This is a genomic window from Actinomadura bangladeshensis (genome assembly GCF_004348335.1).
GTDB classification, from domain to species: Bacteria; Actinomycetota; Actinomycetes; order Streptosporangiales; family Streptosporangiaceae; genus Spirillospora; species Spirillospora bangladeshensis.
This window is the reverse complement of the sequence record NZ_SMJW01000019.1, coordinates 1-16,142: the sequence shown is the minus strand read 5'-3', so window position 1 is coordinate 16,142 and position 16,142 is coordinate 1. Positions and strand designations below refer to the sequence as shown.

15 protein-coding genes are annotated in these 16,142 nt (G+C 69.2%); 3 read left to right on the top strand and 12 right to left on the bottom strand.

The genetic code is table 11. The features are described from left to right. Positions 1–32: 32 nt before the first annotated feature. The 7 genes from E1284_RS06195 to E1284_RS06165 all read right to left on the bottom strand — a co-directional run bounded on the left by E1284_RS06195 (position 33) and on the right by E1284_RS06165 (position 8,055). Complete coding sequence (locus E1284_RS06195; protein ID WP_131938004.1) at positions 33–704, bottom strand: ArsR family transcriptional regulator; 672 nt, start codon at positions 702–704, stop codon at positions 33–35. 233 nt (positions 705–937) lie between these two features. Further along, the gene (locus E1284_RS06190; RefSeq protein ID WP_243714287.1) at positions 938–1,333 is read right to left on the bottom strand and encodes a VOC family protein; all 396 of its coding nucleotides are present in this window, start codon (positions 1,331–1,333) and stop codon (positions 938–940) included. A gap of 210 nt (positions 1,334–1,543) precedes the next feature. Then, the gene (locus E1284_RS06185; RefSeq protein WP_131938002.1) at positions 1,544–4,078 is read right to left on the bottom strand and encodes an ATP-dependent Clp protease ATP-binding subunit; all 2,535 of its coding nucleotides are present in this window, start codon (positions 4,076–4,078) and stop codon (positions 1,544–1,546) included. Between the two features lie 602 nt (positions 4,079–4,680). Continuing rightward, positions 4,681–5,004: a histone-like nucleoid-structuring protein Lsr2 gene (locus E1284_RS06180; protein WP_131938000.1), complete on the bottom strand. Its 324-nt coding sequence runs from the start codon at positions 5,002–5,004 to the stop codon at positions 4,681–4,683. Positions 5,005–6,057: 1,053 nt separating this feature from the next. After that, positions 6,058–6,705, bottom strand: coding sequence for an RDD family protein (locus tag E1284_RS42935; RefSeq protein ID WP_243714286.1), 648 nt, complete (start codon positions 6,703–6,705; stop codon positions 6,058–6,060). Between the two features lie 7 nt (positions 6,706–6,712). After that, complete coding sequence (locus tag E1284_RS06170) at positions 6,713–7,528, bottom strand: RDD family protein (protein ID WP_131937997.1); 816 nt, start codon at positions 7,526–7,528, stop codon at positions 6,713–6,715. A gap of 5 nt (positions 7,529–7,533) precedes the next feature. Beyond that, complete coding sequence (locus E1284_RS06165; RefSeq protein WP_243714285.1) at positions 7,534–8,055, bottom strand: amino-acid N-acetyltransferase; 522 nt, start codon at positions 8,053–8,055, stop codon at positions 7,534–7,536. Between the two features lie 362 nt (positions 8,056–8,417). Here E1284_RS06165 and E1284_RS06160 point away from each other — a divergent pair, with 362 nt between their 5' ends. Further along, positions 8,418–9,413 (top strand): C40 family peptidase, encoded by a 996-nt coding sequence (locus E1284_RS06160; protein ID WP_243714284.1) that lies wholly within the window; start codon positions 8,418–8,420, stop codon positions 9,411–9,413. A gap of 222 nt (positions 9,414–9,635) precedes the next feature. Here the strand turns inward: E1284_RS06160 and E1284_RS06155 are convergent, their stop codons facing one another. Continuing rightward, entirely contained in the window at positions 9,636–9,866 is a 231-nt protein-coding gene (locus E1284_RS06155) for a transcriptional regulator (RefSeq protein WP_021591725.1), read from the bottom strand. Positions 9,867–10,351: 485 nt separating this feature from the next. Here E1284_RS06155 and E1284_RS06150 point away from each other — a divergent pair, with 485 nt between their 5' ends. Next, entirely contained in the window at positions 10,352–11,374 is a 1,023-nt protein-coding gene (locus tag E1284_RS06150; RefSeq protein WP_165965142.1) for a LacI family DNA-binding transcriptional regulator, read from the top strand. A 95-nt stretch (positions 11,375–11,469) separates the two neighbouring features. Further along, a complete protein-coding gene (locus E1284_RS06145) occupies positions 11,470–12,711 on the top strand; it encodes a cytochrome P450 (protein WP_131937991.1) in 1,242 nt (413 codons plus the stop codon). On the opposite strand, the gene lysX is transcribed toward E1284_RS06145, so the two are convergent. The 4 genes from lysX to E1284_RS06125 all read right to left on the bottom strand — a co-directional run bounded on the left by lysX (position 12,695) and on the right by E1284_RS06125 (position 16,107). Further along, a complete protein-coding gene (lysX, locus tag E1284_RS06140; RefSeq protein WP_243714294.1) occupies positions 12,695–14,152 on the bottom strand; it encodes a bifunctional lysylphosphatidylglycerol synthetase/lysine--tRNA ligase LysX in 1,458 nt (485 codons plus the stop codon). The genes E1284_RS06145 and lysX overlap by 17 nt on opposite strands. Before the next feature lie 85 nt (positions 14,153–14,237). Then, complete coding sequence (locus tag E1284_RS06135) at positions 14,238–15,020, bottom strand: type III pantothenate kinase (RefSeq protein ID WP_131937987.1); 783 nt, start codon at positions 15,018–15,020, stop codon at positions 14,238–14,240. Positions 15,021–15,034: 14 nt separating this feature from the next. Then, positions 15,035–15,892: a carboxylating nicotinate-nucleotide diphosphorylase gene (gene nadC, locus E1284_RS06130; protein ID WP_131937985.1), complete on the bottom strand. Its 858-nt coding sequence runs from the start codon at positions 15,890–15,892 to the stop codon at positions 15,035–15,037. Continuing rightward, complete coding sequence (locus E1284_RS06125) at positions 15,889–16,107, bottom strand: hypothetical protein (protein WP_243714283.1); 219 nt, start codon at positions 16,105–16,107, stop codon at positions 15,889–15,891. Before E1284_RS06125 ends, nadC begins: the two co-directional genes overlap by 4 nt. Positions 16,108–16,142 lie beyond the last annotated feature (35 nt).

Here is a 16,142-nt window from a genome sequence, read left to right as displayed (position 1 = left end):
GTCGTCGGGGGCTGCGGCGGCTCCCTGTTGGCTCAGAGCCTTGTCAGAGGGGCGGCTCGGATCTCGCGGAGGAAGGGGTCGGTGTCTTCGTCCCACTGGGCGGAGGTGCGGACGACCGGGTGGACGGGGAGGCCGAGGCGCGCGGCCGCCTCCTGGGCCGCGTCGAACGCGGCGTCCGGGCCCACGTCGCCGATCACCAGCACTTCGACATCGCCGGGACCGTCGCCCCGCGGATGCTCGTACCGCTCGGCCCAGGCCCCGAAGAGGTAGAGCTCCCGGACGGACGGCAGCCGACCGAACTCCTTTGCCACGACCGCCGCGGGGCCGAACGTCAGCATCAGGAGGTGGGCGAGCGGCTCGTAGAGCGGACTCGCCGCGTTGCGTGCCGCCAGCCGCCCGGCCAGGGTGCGGCGGAGCGTGAGGATGCCCGCCCGCGCCAGCCTTTCGACCTCGCGCATCACGGACGCGAGGTCGGTGCGCAGCATCACGGCCAGGTCGAGCATCGACACCTCGCGCACCGGACCCAGCAGCAGGCGCGCGAGCAGTTCGCCCTGCAGCCGGGAGCGGAAGATCGGGATCGTTTCCGGCGCGCGGGCCCGTACGTCCCGCCGGAAGGCCTCCGCGATACGCGCCTCGCCGACCGGCACGCGTGCTTCCCGCCGCCGGAACTCCTCCGCCGCCGCCCCGACCACATTCGATCGCATGTTCGAACACTATTCCCCGCCTCCGACATCTCCCGCGTCCACTGGAATCCTCTGGGACGGGGAGGAGACAAGGAAGTAGAACGGCGTTCTGTGGAAAACCGGTGGCACAAGGCGGCGGGCGTGCTGGTGCCCCCAGCCCGGTGCGAGGCGCCGTGCCGGCCTTCAAGGGGGCGTCGGGCGTTACCGTCGATGCCTGGTTCTTCGTTCGTGCGGGTGGTGCGGGATCGCGTCTGCTAGGCGGGCGACTCGGGTTCGGGGAGGAAGAGGCAGAAGGGGTGGCCCGCGGGGTCGAGGTAGACGCGGACGTCGTCTTCGGGCTGGAAGTCCGCCAGGACGGCTCCCACGGCCTCCGCGTGGTCGCAGGCGGCCTCCAGGTCGTCCACCTCGAAGTCGAGGTGGGCCTCGATCTGCTGGGTGCCCTCGGCGGCGGGCCAGGTCGGGGGCTCGTAGATCGGCTCCGTCTGGAAGGACAGGCCGGTGCCTCCGCCCGGCGGCCGCAGTTTCACCCAGTCGGCATGCTGCTGGACGACCGTCCACCCCAGGAGGCGCTGGTAGAAGTCGGCGAGCGCTTGCGGGTCGGGAGCGTCCAGGACGGGGGCGGACAGGGTCATGCGCGGCGGTCGGCTCACGTTGGCTCCTGCTGCGTCGAGTCGGGTCGCGTACGCGGGTCCTCCGCGCACACAAGTTGCGCGCGGGCCGCGTAGGCGGATGCATCCCCTGCTCGCGGCCGGATATGCCCGCCGGCACCGTCCCGAACGGCCTGCCCCACCGCCCGGTCGCGGGCATGCGGAAGGGCCCGCGGCCGGAACGGATCCGGCCGCGGGCCCCTCGCGTGGACGTCAGTCCTTGTTGAAGTTGACCGCGCCCTCGATGGGCGGCGGGCTGTCCGGGACGCCCGTCGGCTTCGGCACGCCCTTGAACGTGAACTTGGCGTTCTCCGCCGAGTCCTTGTTCTCGGGGTCGAAGCCCTCGGTGCCCACGATCACGATCTGGCCCGGCTTCAGCTCGTTGTAGAGGATCTTCTCGGACAGGTTGTCCTCGATCTCCCGCTGGATCGTCCGGCGCAGCGGCCGGGCGCCGAGGACCGGGTCGTAGCCGCGGATGGCCAGCAGGTCCTTGGCCTCCTGCCGCAGCTCGATGCCCATGTCGCGGTCGTGGAGCCGGTCGTCCACCTTGGCGATCATCAGGTCGACGATCTGGATGATCTCCTTCGGGGTGAGCTGGTGGAAGACCACCGTGTCGTCGACGCGGTTCAGGAACTCGGGACGGAAGTGCTGCTTCAGCTCCTCCGACACCTTGGCCTTCATCCGCTCGTACGATCCCTGCTCGTCGTTCTGACGGGCGAAGCCCATCGAGACGCCCTTGGAGATGTCCTTGGACCCCAGGTTCGTCGTCATGATGATGACGGTGTTCTTGAAGTCGACGACGCGGCCCTGCGCGTCGGTGAGGCGGCCGTCCTCCAGGATCTGCAGCAGCGAGTTGAAGATGTCCTGGTGGGCCTTCTCGATCTCGTCGAACAGGACGACCGAGAACGGCTTGCGGCGGACCTTCTCCGTCAGCTGGCCGCCCTCCTCGTACCCGACGTAGCCGGGCGGGGAGCCGAACAGCCGCGAGACGGTGTGCTTCTCCATGAACTCGGACATGTCGAGCTGGATCAGCGCGTCCTCGTCGCCGAACAGGAACTCCGCGAGCGTCTTGGACAGCTCGGTCTTACCGACGCCGGACGGGCCGGCGAAGATGAACGAGCCGCCGGGACGCTTCGGGTCCTTCAGGCCGGCGCGGGTGCGCCGGATGGACTGCGACAGCGCCTTTATGGCGTCGTGCTGGCCGATGACGCGCTTGTGGAGCTCGTCCTCCATGCGCAGGAGCCGGGTCGACTCCTCCTCGGTCAGCTTGAAGACCGGGATGCCGGTGGCGGTGGCGAGGACCTCGGCGATCAGCTCGTCGGTGACCTCGGCGACGACGTCCATGTCGCCGGCCTTCCACTCCTTCTCCCGCTGCGCCTTCTGGCCGAGCAGCTGCTTCTCGGAGTCGCGCAGCGCCGCGGCCTTCTCGAAGTCCTGCGCGTCGATCGCGGACTCCTTGTCGCGCCGGACGTCGGCGATCTTCTCGTCGTACTCGCGCAGGTCCGGCGGCGCGGTCATCCGGCGGATGCGCATCCGCGAGCCGGCCTCATCGATCAGGTCGATCGCCTTGTCGGGCAGGAACCGGTCGCTGATGTAGCGGTCGGCGAGCTGCGCGGCCGCGACCAGCGCGCTGTCGGTGATCGACACGCGGTGGTGCGCCTCGTAGCGGTCCCGCAGGCCCTTGAGGATCTCGATCGTGTGGGACAGCGACGGCTCGGCGACCTGGATCGGCTGGAAGCGGCGCTCCAGCGCGGCGTCCTTCTCCAGGTGCTTGCGGTACTCGTCCAGCGTGGTGGCGCCGATGGTCTGCAGCTCGCCCCGCGCCAGCATCGGCTTCAGGATGGACGCGGCGTCGATCGCGCCCTCGGCGGCGCCCGCACCGACCAGCGTGTGGAGCTCGTCGATGAACAGGATGATGTCGCCGCGGGTGCGGATCTCCTTCAGCACCTTCTTCAGGCGCTCCTCGAAGTCACCGCGGTACCGGGACCCGGCGACGAGGGCGCCGAGGTCGAGGGTGTAGAGCTGCTTGTCCTTGAGCGTCTCGGGCACCTCGCCCTTGACGATCTTCTGCGCGAGCCCCTCGACGACGGCCGTTTTACCGACGCCGGGCTCGCCCACGAGGACGGGGTTGTTCTTGGTGCGGCGGGACAGCACCTGCATGACCCGCTCGATCTCCTTGTCCCGGCCGATGACCGGGTCGAGCTTGCCCTCGCGGGCCGCCTGGGTCAGGTTGCGGCCGAACTGGTCGAGGACGAGGGAGGTGGACGGAGCCGACTCCGAGGGACCGCCGGAGGCGGCCGGCTCCTTGCCCTGGTAGCCGTGCAGCAACTGGATGACCTGCTGGCGGACCCGGTTGAGGTCAGCGCCGAGCTTCACCAGCACCTGGGCGGCGACGCCCTCGCCCTCACGGATCAGCCCGAGCAGGATGTGCTCGGTACCGATGTAGTTGTGGCCGAGCTGCAGCGCCTCGCGCAGTGACAGCTCAAGGACCTTCTTGGCACGCGGAGTGAACGGGATGTGGCCCGACGGCGCCTGCTGACCCTGGCCGATGATCTCCTCGACCTGCTGGCGGACCGCCTCAAGGCTGATCCCGAGGCTCTCCAGAGCCTTGGCAGCGACACCTTCGCCCTCGTGGATCAGGCCAAGGAGGATGTGCTCGGTGCCGATGTAGTTGTGGTTGAGCATCCTGGCCTCCTCCTGAGCCAGGACGACAACGCGCCGCGCGCGGTCGGTGAACCTCTCGAACATCTCGTCGCTCCTCACAGAGCGGTTGGGCAGAGTCCGGAACGTCCGGAACTGTCCTTCCGCATGCTAGCCCGCCCCGAGGAGGCCGCCCGGTGCACTCCCACCAGGAGACGTTCCCCAGCTATGCGCTGTTCAGTCTCATCCAACTACCGCATCGGTGCGTCATGTTCCCGCTACGCCGCAAGCGAACGGGGGCTTTCCGCAGGTCGAGCGGGGCGCGGGCCGAGCCTGCCGAATGGGGGTCGCAGTTCCGCCCGCGCCGCCTGTGTACCTCGCCGCGTCCGCACCGAACCCCGCTGCCGCTACGCCACAAGCGAACGGCCGAATCCGTTGCGCGGATCGGTCCGCGGATCGGTCGGGCATCGCGATGCGCATCGCGGCGCGGGCCGAATCGGCGCGCCCGGACGGCCGGACGCTTCCGGAAACACGGCGTGACCGGACGGCCCGCGAAACGCACCCCGGCAGACGGCTCCGAAACGCCGCGGGCCGGACGGCCGGAAACGCGCCGGAGACTGGACGACGCGTATAACACGGGCGGGGATGGATCGTGAAACGACGAACGGCCCGTCTCGTTAACGGAGACGGGCCGCCAGTGGGAGAGCGGCTCAGCTGGCCGCCTCGTACTGCTCGATCACGTGGGCCGGGATGCGTCCGCGCTCATTGACCTTGATGCCATTGTTCTTGGCCCAGGCGCGGATCTCGGCGCTGCGTTCCCGGCTGGACGCGCCGCGCTGCCGGCGGCGACGCGAGACCGTGCCCGCCTTGCGGGACTTCTCCACGAACGGCTGCAGCGATTCCCGCAGCTTCGTTGCGTTGGCGCCACTGAGGTCGATCTCGTAGGAGGCGCCGTCGATCGAGAACGCTACGGTCTCGTCCGCCTCGCCACCGTCGAGGTCGTCGACGAGAAGCACCTGAACCTTCTGTGCCATGGGGACAGACCTTTCGGCTGGAGCAAACTTTCAATCGGTTGACAAAGATATACCGAGAACTCCGCGGATGACAATTCAAGGCTCGGCGATGAACCGGGAACCAACCGGGATCCGGTCGAAGTCGTCTTCCGTGCGGTGACCGGCCGTAATCGCGATCGCCGTTTCCGATGCCTCCGGGGCCCGGGCGAGGGGCCCGGCGCGGCTCGGCGCGGGTGAATTTCCTGCGCGGGGACGTCATGGGGTTTTGGCACGTGACCGGTGTCACCGGCCACTGCCGCGGTCCACCGCGCCCGACCTCCCATGACAGGCGCGACCAGGGCAGAGGGGCTGCAGTCCATTGGAGCGGGTTCGCCGGGCTCCCGCTTTCGCGGAGATCATCGCCTGACCGGCGGATGTCGAGGGATAACGGCGGACTCGGCGGCGCCGAAAATCTGTTCCGCCGCCGGACGGCTCACGGTTCCGCCGCCCATACGCCGCCCACCGGACGGGAAGTCGCCATCCCCACGGCCATCGGCGATCCCGCCGAAGCCCACCCTCGCCCTTGAAGCCGGAAATCAGGAGATTGAGGCACAATCCGACCGCCCGATCCCCAGTTCTTCGTCCTCGGACACGGGAGCGGCAGGGCGAACGTGGTCCACCAACCGCCGCCGCGCGCATGCGTGCGGGAAAGTCCGTTCCGGTGAGACGGTGTCGCATCCAGAGTAAGTCCGGTACCGCTATGAAGCGACACCGCGGACGGCACAGTAGTCGGCGCGGTAGGCGACACAGTAGACGGCGCAGTAGTCCGCGCAGTTGGCGGCGCGGCAACAGCGCGGGAAGCAACTTTCAATCCGGAGGCGGCATCCGGGACACGACAGATCCCGGTGGATTCAGGGCCGTAACCGGAACAAGCTGGGAATCGCCCGCGAACGCGAGCGTCCGAAACAGACCCGGGCATCTCGGAAGGATGTAGAAGGCAAGTGAATACCGTCGTCCTGCGATAGATCGCCGAACGGACGGCGGCGCCGGGGATCAAGCCTCCTCCGAGGGCGCCCGAACGGGCCTGAGCGGGCCTCAGAAGCCCTGGGAATCGCGGCGTGCGCGCTTTACAACGAGTGTCCCCGCGAGCCTGTCATGGACGGCCTGGCGGCGCGTCCCCTCGAACAGGACCCCGGCGTTCACGACCCAGACGACGCTCGCCAAGACGCCGAGGACGGGAACCGGGCGCACCGCGATCGGCAGCGAATAGACCGCGGCCCGGAGAACGCAGTGCAGCACGCCGGGATGAGCCCCGGCCTCCACTTCGCCGGGCACGGCGCCTTCGGACGCGCCCCCGTGGGACGCGGCGCCTCCAGACGCGGTCTCCGCCTCTGGAGGCGCGGTCACCGGCACGAAGCCCGGAACGGAGACGGGGATGTCCCCAAGGCCGCCCATGGGCGCACCGCTCGCCTCCTCTGCGTCCGCCTTGCCCGCCTCTGCGGCGGGCAAGGCGGTGACGACCTCGATGCCTGCGAAGCGCTTGCCCAGCGTCCGGCCCCAGAGGGCCAGCTGGACCGCCTCGTACAGGAGCATGCAGCCGGCCACGGCGGGCGGCGCGACGACGTCCACCATGTGTCCGGACACCAGTTCGCGGATGACGACGATGACGGGCACGCCGACGACGAGCGTGTCGACGACGCGCGCCAGCAGCCGCTGGCCGGGTTCGGCAAGGGGAACCGCCATCGCGGCCCTACTCCGCGTACTCGGTGTATTCGGAGTACTCGTCGTATCCGGTCCGCTCATCGATGACGAGCGTGCCGGCGAAACGGTCGTGCAGGGCCTGGTGCAGGGGCTGGTCCCAGATCGCCCACAGGTAGGCCATCAGGCCGCCCACCCAGACAAGGGCCATCCCATACGCGGCGTACTCCCACACCATCACCGCCAGGATGAGGAAGAAGAAGACACCGACCTGGTAGCCGACGTGGACGATCCCCGCTCGCCATACCGCCTGTGTCGTGCTCATGGGGCGTCCCGCAGGGCGCGCCTGGACGATGCCCAGGCCCAGGACGCGCTTGCCCAGCGTCCGTCCCCACATCGACAGCTGGACGGCCTCATAGAGGAACGGCAGCACCGACATGACGCAGAACAGGGTGAAGATGATGGGCCAGTTCCAGATGCCGCCCTCGTCCTGGTCGCTGCCGCTCTTGTCGCCGAGCCCGAACGCGGCGACCGTCACGGGCAGGACGAGCGCGAACCCGAAGACGGCGACGAGAGCGTTGTCGATGACCCTGGCACCGGCCCGCCGGAGGATCGGGGCCAGTTGCATCTCACCGCCGTGGGAGTCGCCGTAGGCGTCGCCGTACTGGTCGTAGGACGACTCGTAGGTCTGCCCCCAGTCCTGCTGGGGCTGCTGCTGCCATTGCTGCGTCGACGGCTGCCGCTGCTGGGGTTGCTGAGGCTGCTGCGGTTGCTGCCACTGGGGACCTTGGTACGGGGGCGGCGGGCCGTAGGAACCCTGCCCCTGCGGCTGCTGGTAACGCCGCCCGCGGTTGGGGGAATCGCTCATTTGGGTCAGTCCTCCAGGCGAAGCAACATCCGGGTGTTGCCCAACGTATTGGGCTTGACCCGATCGAGGTCCAAGAACTCTGCCACGCCTTCGTCGTAAGAGCGGAGAAGCTCCTCGTACACCTCTGGCGCCACCGGAGTCCCGAGGATCTGCTGGAAGCCGTGGCGGCCGAAGAACTCCACCTCGAAGGTAAGGCAGAACACCCGCCGCACGCCCAGTTCCCGCGCGGTGTCCAGAAGCCGGGTGACGATGCGGTGCCCGATGCCGCGCCCTCCGTGCCCCTTGTCCACGGCGACGGAGCGGACCTCCGCGAGGTCCTCCCACATCACGTGCAGCGCGCCGCAGCCGATCACGGGCCCCGGCGACCCCTGCCGGACGTCCTCGGCCACCCAGAACTCCTGGACGTCCTCGTACAGCTTCACCGTGCTCTTCTTCAGCAGGCGTCGCCCCGATCCGGCGTACAGATCGACCAGCCTGCGGATCTCCTGAACGTCGGCGGTACGGGCACGCCGGATCACGACCTCCACAAACAGGCGAGATTATCGAACACCGGGTCCGGCCGAACGCACGCGTCCGCAACCGAACGCATGCGTGCCCAGACGTGCGGTGAGCGCTCTCCATGTGTGACTAGATAAAAACGACTAGGCCGAAGTCGCGCACAAGTCGTCCGCTCTCGAAAAAGTGACTTAAAACACAGTTCCCACCACGGGGCGTACTCGGCAGTCCAGCACGCCCCGCCCTGGCGACCTGCGAGTTCATGGGTTCTGGTTGGCATCCATTGCGCGCTCCGTTATTGTCCCGCTGACGTCACCCGCGCACGCTCGCGGACGGGCTGCTCCGGCCCCAACCCGTCAGCTGACCCGGTAGGCGGATGAGGAGAGGAGAATTCGTGCAGCACTCGCGGCCTGCTTCCCTTTCACGATTTCGCGGCCGCGCGGTCACCGTGGCCGGTGCGCTCATCGCGCTGACGGCCGCACCGCACGTCATCGCCCCGCACACCATCGCCGTCGCGCACGCCGACCCGGAGCCCTCCACCAAGGAGCTCACCTCCAAGGCGTTCCAGCTCGCCGACCAGCTCGAGCAGCTCACCGAGCAGTACAACGGCATGAAGGTGAAGCTCGCGCAGTCCAAGCGCGCCGCCAAGGTCGCCACGGAGAACGCCGCGCGGCAGGAGAAGTCGCTCGCGGCGATCCGCGAGAAGGTCGGCGCCCTCGCCGCGACCAGCTACATGCAGGGCGGATCGGACCCGACGGTCTCGTTCGTCGCCTCCCAGGACCCGCAGGCCGTCCTCGACCAGGCCGCGACCCTGCACTACTTCGCCAAGCAGGACAGCACCAAGGTGCTCGGGCTCATGCAGGCCATGCAGGCCGCGCAGCGCGCCCGCAAGTCCGCCGAGGCGCGCGCCCAGCAGGTCAAGGACCTGCGGACCCAGCTCGACGCGCAGCGCAAGAAGATCACCGACGCGTACGAGAAGATCCGCGGCACGATCGTCAAGCGGGACCCCTCGGCGCTCGCCAAGCTCCCCGTCATCGGCACCGGCAAGGCCGCGCAGGCGCTGCGGTACGCGATGGGCAAGCTCGGACGCCCCTACGTGTGGGGCGCCGCCGGCCCGAGCACCTTCGACTGCTCCGGCCTCACGATGTGGGCCTACAAGCAGGTGGGCATCAACCTCCCGCACTACACCGGCAGCCAGTGGAACGCGGGCACCCACGTGTCGCGCAGCCAGCTCCAGCCGGGCGACCTCGTGTTCTTCTACTCCGATCTCCACCACATGGGGATGTACATCGGCAACGGCAAGATGATCCACGCGCCCCAGACCGGTGACGTCGTGAAGATCGTCTCCATGGCCGGACGTCCCTTCGCCGGCGGCGTCCGGGTCGCCTGACCCGCGCCCCGTTCCCCCGTGCCGCCGTTGACGGCGCGCATGGCGAGGAGATCCATCGGGCGCGGGGTTCGAACGCCGTCCGCGGCGACGCCTTCTGCAGGGACCTACCTGCCTGGGCGCCGGCGCCGCCGCTGCGGGGTCGGACGGAATTCGACTGTGTTCGCCGCCTGGATCCTTGTGCGACGCCCGCCCGTCCCCTGGCGGGCGTCGGGGGTGAAGCCGCTAGATGAGCTGCCTCCGGGCCGCCCACACCACGGCCTCGATAGGAGTGTTGACCTCCAGCCGGTCGCAGATCGTCCGCAACCGGCGCCGCAAGGTCCGTGCGCTCAACTCCAGCTTGCGTGCCGCCACATCGGCGGTGACACCGCTCGCGATCTGGGCGAGCAGCCGGATCTCCTCCTCGCTCAGCCCGAAATCGTCGGTGCCACGACGTGCGAGTGTGGCTGTTTCCACTCCGTCCTCCCTCGTCCGTGGTGATGACCGCGGGGATGCAGCCGTCCGCTGCACAGGCACGGGTTGGGCCTCTGTACGCGCGTTGGGTTGCCGGGTCCGGAGCCTTCCGGACTAGATCATCGGGTTCCTTTTCTGTTTCGCGAGCTTGGCCGGAGGTGGCCGCCTGGCCGATTGCGGGGTCGTTCGGGGGAACTCCGGGTGACGATTCACTCGTTGACCGTCCGAGGGAGCCGGGATGAGATCGCCAGCCATCCGCACCCGTCCCTCCTCGTTGGACTCGCCAGATCCCGCCGCGGAGCAAGATCGTGAATCGTTTCAAGCTACGCTTCGGCTCGGAACGCTAGGCGGCCGGATCCGGCCCGTCAAGCGCTGCCCAAATGCGCTATGCGACCGTGTGACCACGCAGCGTGGCCGCATCATCGGTGGCATGCCGCATATAACTCCACTACCTGGGAAAACACCCATGGAGCGGGACGAGGAGCGAGTTGCCACAGACCAGTATTCGTGAGGTCGCGAGGCGGGCTGGAGTCTCAGTTGGGACCGTTTCGAATGTCCTAAACCGGCCAGACCTCGTGGCCGAAGCTACCCGTGACCGCGTCCGCGCGGCGATCGAGGAGCTCGGATTCGTGCGGAACGAGTCCGCCCGGCGGCTCCGCCGGGGCCCCGACCGCACCGCGGGCGAGTTCGGCGACCAGCCGCGCCGGGCCTTCGGCATCGTCGTCGAGGACCTCACCAACCCCTACGCGTCCGATGTCGCGCGCGGTGCCGAGGCCGCGCTCAACGAGGCGGGCCACGACGCCCTGTGGCTCTCCAGCGACCACCAGTCCGCCAAGGAGCGCCGCTCACTGGAACTGCTGACGGAGCAGCGCGCGGCCGGAGTGCTGATCATCCCCGTCGGGCTGAACCCCGGCGACATCTCCCGGCTGCGCGCGGCCGGCATGAGCGTGGTGCTGATCGACCGCGACTCCCCCCAGGTGTGCTCGGCGCGGGTCGACCATGTCGCGGGCGGGGAGATCGCCGCCGCGCACCTGCTCGGCATCGGCCGCGAGCGGATCGTGTTCGTGACCGGCGTCCCGGAGCCGCAGCCCTGCGTGGAGCGCCGCGACGGCGCCGCCCGGACGATCGTCGAGGCGGGCCTCGCCAAGCCCCGCACACTGGTCCAGGACGCGCTGAGCCCCACCGAGGGCCAGGCCGCCGCCCACGAGGTCATGGCGATGACGCCGCGGCCGGACGGGGTGTTCTGCGCCAACGACCTGCTGGCCATCGGGCTGATCAACGAGCTGACCAGGCTCGGCGTCCGCGTCCCGGACGACATCGCCGTCATCGGCTATGACGACATCGAGCTCGCCGCGAGCGCCGCCGTCCCGCTGACCACGATCCGGCAGCCGCGCCGCGAACTCGGCTGGGAGGCCGCCGAGCTGGCGCTGGCCGAGATGAGCGAGGGCAAGTCGCACCAGCACCGCCAGGTCGTCCAGCGCCCCGAGCTCGTCATCCGCGAAAGCGCTTAACGCCCCGATCCGCCGTCAAGGACGACGGCGGGCCCGGCGGGCTCCCGGCCGCCCAAACTATTGACAGATCGTCTCAAATCCGGGTGACTTAGGGCATGGAGGACAGGACGGGGCAGGTCGTGGAGGCCGAAGCCGCGGCGGTCCTCGGGTTCGATCCGGGCGATCCGGCCTTCCGCGCCGACCCTTACGCCCACTACCGCCGTCTCGCCGCCGCCGGAGACCGCCTGCACCGGACGGACGTCGGCCTCCGCGTGACGACCTCCTACAGCCTCTGCGAGCAGGTGCTGCGCGATCCCCGGTTCGGGCATCGCCCCGAGGGCGGCGGCCTGTGGCGCGAATCGCGGGCGCGGAACCCGTCGTTCCTGACGATGGACCCGCCCGACCACACCCGGCTCAGGCGGCTGGTCAGCAAGGCGTTCACACCGCGGCTCGTCGAGCGGCTGCGGCCGCGCGTGGAGGCGCTGGTCGACGGGCTGCTGGACGGGCTGTCCGGCGAGGTCGACCTGATCGCGGCGCTGGCGTATCCGCTCCCCGTCATCGTGATCAGCGAGATGCTCGGCGTCCCCGCGAGGGACCGCGACCTGTTCAAGGGCTGGTCCGACAGCCTCGCGCGCGGGCTCGACCCCGACTTCCTCCTGCCGGAGGCCGAGATCGCCGAGCGCGAGACGGCCCGTGAGGAGTTCGCGGCGTACTTCCGGGAACTGGCGGCCGCACGGCGCCGGCGACCACAGGACGACCTTCTGAGCGCCCTCGTGGGCGTCTCCGACGGCGGGGACGTCCTGTCGGAGGAGGAACTGCTCGCCACGTGCGTCCTGCTCCTCGTGGCGGGCCATGAGACGACCGTGAACCTCATCGGGAACGGCGCGCTGGCACTGCTCCGCGATCCCGCGCAGTTGGAGCTCTTCCGTGCACGTCCTGAGAGCGTCCAAGCAGCCGTTGAGGAGTTGCTGCGCTACGACCCGCCCGTCCAGCTCACCCTCAGGGCTGCCCTTGAGGACGTCGACCTGGACGGAACGCTCATCGAGCGAGGCAAGCTCGTCCTACTGCTGACCGGTGCCGCCAACCGCGACCCGGCCGTCTTCGACGATCCCGACCGCCTCGACCTCGCCCGCTACACCGAGGGACGCGACACGCCGCGGCACCTGTCGTTCGGGCACGGCATCCACTTCTGCCTGGGAGCGCCGTTGGCCCGGCTGGAGGGCCAGGTCGCGCTGAAGAAGCTCTTCGAACGCGACGTGGCCCTCGCCGGAGCCGACCCCGCGGGCGGCGACCTGGTCTACCGGGACAACCTCGTCCTGCGGGGCCTGCGCGACCTGCCGGTCACATTTCGGGCTTGACCAGCGGGAACAGGATCGTGTCCCGGATGCCCTTGCCGGTGAACGCCATGATCATCCGGTCGATGCCGGCGCCCATCCCGCCGGTGGGCGGCATCGCGTACTCCAGTGCGCGCAGGAAGTCCTCGTCCAGTTGCATGGCCTCCGGGTCGCCGCCCGCGGCGAGCAGCGACTGCTCGGTGAGCCGGCGGCGCTGCTCGACGGGGTCGACGAGCTCGGAGTAGGCGGTGCCGAGTTCCGTCCCGAAGCCGATGAGGTCCCACTTCTCGGTGAGGAGGGGCTCCTCGCGGTGCTGGCGCGTCAGCGGCGACGTCTCGACCGGGTAGTCCATGACGAACGTCGGCTGGACGAGGGTGTGCTCGATCAGCTCCTCGAAGATCTCCTGGACGAGCTTGCCCTGCCCCCACTTGGGGTCCCACGAGATGTCGTGCGCGTCCGCGAGCTTGCGGACGTCCTCGATCGGCGTGTGCGGGGTGACCTCCTCGCCCAGCTTCTCCGACACCGACCCGTACAGCGTGATGCGCGGCCACTGCGGCAGCCCGAGGTCGATCTCCACTCCGTCATGGACGACGACAGTGGTGTCCAGGGCGGCGACGACGGCCTTCTGGTACATCCGCTGGGTCAGGTCGGCCATGTCGTTGTAGTCGAGGTACGTGCCGTACGCCTCCAGCATCGTGAACTCGGGGTTGTGCGTGGAGTCCGCGCCCTCGTTCCGGAAGTTCCGGTTGATCTCGAAGACCTTCTCGATGCCGCCGACGACGAGCCGCTTCAGGTACAGCTCGATCGCGATACGGAGGTAGAGCTCCATGTCGTACGCGTTGATGTGCGTCGTGAACGGACGTGCTGTCGCCCCGCCGTGGATGGGCTGGAGCATGGGCGTCTCGACCTCGAGGTAGCCCTCCTCGTGCCAGAAGTCCCGGACCGCGCGCACGGTCGCGCTGCGGAGCCGTGCCATCTTCCGCGATTCGTCGTTGACGATGAGGTCGACGTACCGCTGCCGGACCCGCGCCTCCGGGTCGGTGAGCCCGGCGTGCTTCTCCGGAAGGGGACGCAGGCACTTGGACGTGATGGCGAACCGGTCGGCCATGACCGACAGCTCGCCGCGGCGGGACGTGATGACCTCGCCCTCCACGCCGACGTGGTCGCCGAGGTCGACCTCCCGCTTCCAGAAGTCGAGCTGCTCCTGCCCGACCTTGGCCAGCGACAGCATGACCTGGAGGTCGCCGCCACCGTCCCGGATCGTGGCGAAGCACAGCTTGCCGGTGTTGCGGATCAGCATGACGCGACCGGTGACGCCGACCTTCTCGCCCGTCTCGGTGCCCGGCTCCAGGTCCGGGTGTTTCTCCCGGATCTCGGCGATCGTCGCCGTCCGGGGGAAGGTCACCGGGTAGGGGTCGATCCCGCTCTCGCGGAGCCGGTCGAGCTTCTCCCGGCGCACGCGCATCTGCTCCGGGAGCTCGTCGAAGGTCTCGTCACTCACGTCCCAAGGCTATCCACCCGGCCGGACGCGCCGCGAACGACTTGCGCCGCTACGGGGTGTTGCGCTCGTAGATGAGGCGGAGTCCGATGAGGGTCAGCCACGGCTCGAACACGTCGATGCAGCGGGACTCCTCCAGGACGAGCGGGGCGAGGCCGCCGGTCGCGATGACCGTGACCTCCTCGGGGTCGGCGGCGAGCTCGTCCGACATGCGCTCGACGATGCCGTCCACCTGGCCGGCGAAACCGAAGATTATGCCGGACTGCAGCGCCTCGACGGTGTTCTTGGCGATCACGCTGCGCGGCCGGACCAGCTCGATCTTGTGCAGCTGGGCGCCGCGCGACGACAGTGCGTCTATCGAGATCTCGATGCCGGGGGCGATCGCGCCGCCCACGTACTCGCCCTTCGCGGACACGGCGTCGAACGTGGTCGCGGTGCCGAAGTCGACCACGATCGCGGGCCCGCCGTGGGTGTGGACGGCGGCGAGCGCGTTCACGATGCGGTCGGCGCCGACCTCCTTGGGGTTGTCCATGCGGACCGGGACGCCCGTCTTGACGCCCGGCTCCACGATCACCGCGGACACGTCGCCGTAGTAGCGGCGGCACATCTCCCGCATCTCGTGCAGGACGGACGGGACCGTGGAGCACAGCGCGATGCCGCTGATGTCGGTCTCGGCCAGCAGCGGGCTCTGCTGGACGAGCCCCTGCAGGACGACCGCGATCTCGTCGGCGGTCCGCCGCGGATCGGTGTTGATCCTCCAGTGCTCGATCACCTCGTCGCCCTCGAACAGGCCGAGGACGGTCTGGGTGTTACCGACGTCGATGGTGAGCAGCATCAGGTCCCCGCTGGTCAGGAAAAGTCAAGGCCGATGTCGAACACGCGCGCCGAGTGCGTCAGCGCGCCGACGGCAAGGTAGTCCACCCCGGTCACGGCGACGTCTCGGGCCCGGTCCAGGGTAAGGCCACCGCTGGCCTCGAGCTCGGCCCGCCCCTCGACAAGGCGTACCGCCTCGGCCGTCTCGGCGTCCGACATGTTATCGAGCAGGATGCTCGTCGCGCCCACTGCCAGCGCCTCTTCCACCTGCGCGAGGGTGTCGCACTCCACCTGGATGTGCAGGGACGGGTACACGGCGCGGATCGCCTCGTACGCCTTGGTGACGCCTCCGGCCGCCGCGATGTGGTTGTCCTTGATGAGCGCGGCGTCGTGCAGGCCCATCCTGTGGTTGACCCCGCCGCCGCAGTGCACGGCGTACTTCTGGAGGGCGCGCAGTCCGGGGAGGGTCTTGCGGGTGTCGCGCACCTTGGCCTTGGTGCCCTCCATGGCGTCCGCCCATTGCCGGGTGGCCGTCGCGATGCCGGACAGGTGCGTGAGCAAGTTCAGGGCCGTCCGCTCGGCCCTGAGGACCGCCCTGGTCTGGCCGCTGACCGAGATGAGAACCTGCCCCGGCACGACCCGGTCGCCGTCCTCGGCCTTCGCCTCGTACGCGACGTCCAGCAGCTCGAACACGACACAGGCCACGGGGATGCCGGCGACGACGCCGTCCTCCCGCGCGCGGAGGTCTCCTGCGGCGGTCTCCTCGGGCGCGAAGATCGGCATGCTGGTGACATCGACGTCGCCGTCCTCGGCCAGCGCCGTCCGGACGAGGTTTTCCACAGTCTGTGGATCGAGCCCGGCGGCTTCGAGACGCTGCGAGAGTTCCGGTGTCATGAGCGCTGTCCTTCCAGAGGTTCGTACGTGGTCGTCAGAGTGTTCCCGACCAGCCGCGTCACGAGGTGGCCCTGCCAGGCACCGTCCGCCCGCTCGGGGAAGTCCTCCCGCCAGTGGCTGCCGCGCGTCTCCTCCCGCCGCCGCGCCGCCGCCACGATCGCGGACGCGACGGTGTACAGGTTGGTGGCCTCCCAGGCCCTGGCTCTTATACACATCGGACGCTGCCGACGATCGCATAAGTGTAGTAGAT